3 protein-coding genes are annotated in these 3,432 nt (G+C 65.9%); all 3 read right to left on the bottom strand.

Features of this window, described 5'->3' with window-relative positions:
• The coding region (locus Q0Y09_RS07860) for a NifB/NifX family molybdenum-iron cluster-binding protein (protein ID WP_297720072.1) at positions 1-203 on the bottom strand (203 nt) is incomplete at its 3' end.
• Positions 178-555 (bottom strand): DUF134 domain-containing protein, encoded by a 378-nt coding sequence (locus tag Q0Y09_RS07865; RefSeq protein ID WP_297720074.1) that lies wholly within the window; start codon positions 553-555, stop codon positions 178-180. The genes Q0Y09_RS07865 and Q0Y09_RS07860, both read right to left, overlap by 26 nt.
• Positions 556-1,485: 930 nt before the next feature.
• Positions 1,486-3,432: ATP-dependent zinc metalloprotease FtsH (gene ftsH / locus Q0Y09_RS07870; RefSeq protein ID WP_297720076.1), on the bottom strand; the 1,947-nt coding region annotated here is incomplete at its 5' end.

A 3,432-nucleotide genomic window follows, 5' to 3' on the forward strand; every position in this document is an offset into this window, starting at 1 on the left:
CCGCCGATGCCGCCGCAGATGAGGGTATCCACCCCGCTGCCCGCGAGCAGCCCCGCCAGCGCGCCGTGGCCGCTGCCGTTGGCGCTGAGGATGGCCGCCGACTGCACGGCCCCGTCCTCCACGCTGTATACCTTGAACTTCTCCGTGTGGCCGAAGTGCTGGAACACCTGGCCGTTTTCATAGGTCACCGCGATCTTTTTCACAGCTGTTTCCTCCTTCATGACAATGCCGGTGGCAGCGCGGACAGCCCGGTTTTCCGCCGGGGCAGAGGGTAAAGGCCCCGCCCCCGATGGTCAGCTCTCCGCCCCGGACCAGGAAGCTGGCCACCTTGGACCGGGCGGCGCCGTAGATGGCCTGCACCGTGGCCCGGGAGACCTCCATCTGCCGGGCGCACTCGGCCTGGCTGAGTCCCTCCAGGTCCATGAGACGCAAAGTCTCAAATTCATCCACCGTCATGTGGATGGTCTCCCGGCAGGGGGTTGGGTCTCCCGCCGAGCGGAAGCTCCGCCGCTCCGGCAGGGCGCATACCCGCCGGCGCTTGCAGGGTCTGGGCATCCGGCCGCCTCCTCTCCTGTTTCTGGTATATGCCAGTAACATTAGGATACTCCTATTTCTGGCATATGTCAAGAATAAGGGGAGAGTTTTCCACACCGTGGGAAAATTTGTGGATGTTTTTTTGGAGCGGGAGGTGGCGTAGGGGCCGATGTCCCCATCGGCCCCTACGGGATATGACGGCGTCATGCTGAGCAAAGCGAAGCATCCGTTTTCCCCGTCCTTTTGCGTCATGGGAAGACTCCCTCAGTCGCCTGCGGCGACAGCTCCCTCAAAGAGGGGGCCAACGGATTCTTCGCCTTCGGCTCAGAATGACGGGTGGCTCAAATGGGCCATATCCCTGTTCTGTGGGGCGCGGCCTCCCGGACGCGCCCATGCACCATGTCATTCTGTGGGGCGCGACGACCCCGGCGCGCCAAACCACCCCGCAGGGCATGGCGACCACGCCGTTTTGGGGCATGTAGGGGCGCACCTGCGTGTGCGCCCGCCGCCCGTAGACCTTCCCCCTCCCAGGGGGAAGGTGGCATTTGCGGAGCAAATGACGGATGAGGGTGGGCATCGGGCGTGGTCTGCGCCCTGCCCACCCCCTCAGTCCGGCTCTGCCGGACAGCTCCCCCGTCAAGGGGGAGCTATATTTTGTGGAGCGCGGCCTCCCGGGCCGATGGGGACATCGGCCCTACGGGATATGACCGCGTCATGCTGAGCAAAGCGAAGCATCCGTTTTCCCCGTCCTTTTGCGTCATGGAAGGACTCCCTCAGTCACCTGCGGCGACAGCTCCCTCAAAGAGGGAGCCAACGGATTCTTCGCCTTCGGCTCAGAATGACGGGACGGAAGGTGATGCCGAGGTGTGCAGAGCGGAGAGGACCCCATCACAAAAGGCAAAAAAACGCCCCGGGGAGGGTAAAACCTCCGCCGGGGCGGTCTGATCTGGTTTACGGGTCGTTCTGGTCCGCGGGGTCCTGGGTCGGCTCTGCCGGGGGCTCGGTCTCTGTCTGCCCGTCAGCGGAGGCGTCCTCCTGGTCCTGACCCTCCTGGGGCTTGCTGCCGTCAAAGAGGGTGATCTTCCGGGCGGGCCGCTCCACGTCGCCGTCCAGGGCGGGGGAGGCGGTCTTGGCGTGGGTGGAGGCGTAGGCGTCCTCCACCAGGGCGGGGTCCCGGCCCTCGATGATGGCCACCATCTCGCCGCCGGTGATGGTCTCCTTCTCCAGGAGATAGGCCACCACCTTGTGCATGTCCTCCAGGTTCTCCTTGAGGACCTCCACGGCGTTCTGGTAGCACTCGGTCAGGATGGCCTGGACCTCCCGGTCCATGGCGGCGGCGGTGTCCTGGGCGCAGTCCAGGCCGTAGCCGCCGTCCAGGTACTGGTTGCGGACGGAGCCCAGGGCCATCATGCCGAAGGCGTCGCTCATGCCGTACATGGCCACCATGTTGCGGGCGATGTTGGTGGCCTCCTGGATGTCCTGGGAGGCGCCGTTGGTCATGGTGTGGAGGACCACTTCCTCAGCGGCCCGGCCGCCCATGGAGACGGTGATCTTGGCCAGCAGCTCGTCCCGGGTCCGCAGGTTGGTCTTGTCCTCCTCGGGCATGAGGAGGGTGTAGCCCAGGGAGCCCTCGGTGTGGGGGACGATGGTGATCTTCTGCACCGGCTCGGCGTGCTTCTGCTTGTAGGCCACCATGGCGTGGCCCACCTCGTGATAGGCCACCAGCTTCTTTTCAAACTCGGTGAGGACGGAGTTTTTCTTCTCGCTGCCGGCGATGACGAACTCGAAGGAGGCCAACAGGTCCTCCTGGGTGACCAGCTTCCGGCCATGGCGGACCGCCCGGAGGGCGGCCTCGTTGACCAGGTTGGCCAGGTCCGCGCCCACGGTGCCGGCGGTGGCCAGGGCGATCTTCTTGAGGTCCACGTCCTCGGCCAGCTTGATCTTCCGGGTGTGGACGTGGAGGGTGGCCAGACGGCCGGCCAGGTTGGGCCGGTCAATGGTGATGCGCCGGTCAAAGCGGCCGGGGCGGAGGAGGGCGGGGTCCAGCACCTCGGGCCGGTTGGTGGCGCCCAGGACGATGACGCCCTTGCCGGGGTCAAAGCCGTCCAGCTCGGCCAGGAGCTGGTTGAGGGTCTGCTCCCGCTCGTCGTTGCCGCCCATGCGGTTGTCACGGGACTTGCCGATGGTGTCGATCTCGTCGATGAAGATGATGCAGGGGGCCATCTTGCTGGCCTCCTTGAAGAGGTCGCGGACCCGGGCCGCGCCCATGCCCACGAACATCTCCACGAAGTCGGAGCCGGAGATGGAGAAGAAGGGCACGTTGGCCTCGCCGGCCACGGCCTTGGCCAGGAGGGTCTTACCGGTGCCCGGCGGGCCCACCAGCAGCGCGCCTTTGGGCAGCTTGGCGCCGATCTCGGTGTATTTCTGCGGGTTGTGGAGGATGTCTATGATCTCCTGCATGGACTCCTTGGCCTCGTCCTGTCCGGCCACGTCCAGGAAGGTGACGCCGGTGGACTTCTCCACATAGACCTTGGCGGTGGACTTGCCCATGCCGCCCAGGCCGCCGCCCATCTTGCTGGACATGCCCCGGAAGAGGAAGGAGAAGAGGACCACCATGATGACCACGGGGAGGACATAGGAGATGAGGAGGGTGATGATGGGGGAGAGCTGCTCAATGTAGGGGGGGCCGTAGATGACGCCGTTTTTCTCCATGAGGGAGATGAGGCGGGACATCTCGGTGTCGCTGGTGATGGGGGCGCAGTAGTAGCTGGGGCCCTCCTTGAGCGCGGCCTTCCACTGGTCGGAGCCCACCTCGGGGAGCTTGGCGGCCTGGCCCTTCCCACCGGGGGCGGCGGGTGCGGCGGGGACGGCCGAGCCGCCGGTGAGGCTCTCCAGGCC

Origin of the sequence: Intestinimonas sp., from assembly GCF_026169115.1 — a bacterium.
Taxonomy (GTDB): Bacteria; Bacillota; Clostridia; order Oscillospirales; family Oscillospiraceae; genus Intestinimonas.

What these genes read in the sequence shown, in the direction of transcription:
- Q0Y09_RS07865 (WP_297720074.1), bottom strand. Translation starts at nt 555, where the DNA reads ATGCCCAGACCCTGCAAGCGCCGGCGGGTATGCGCCCTGCCGGAGCGG.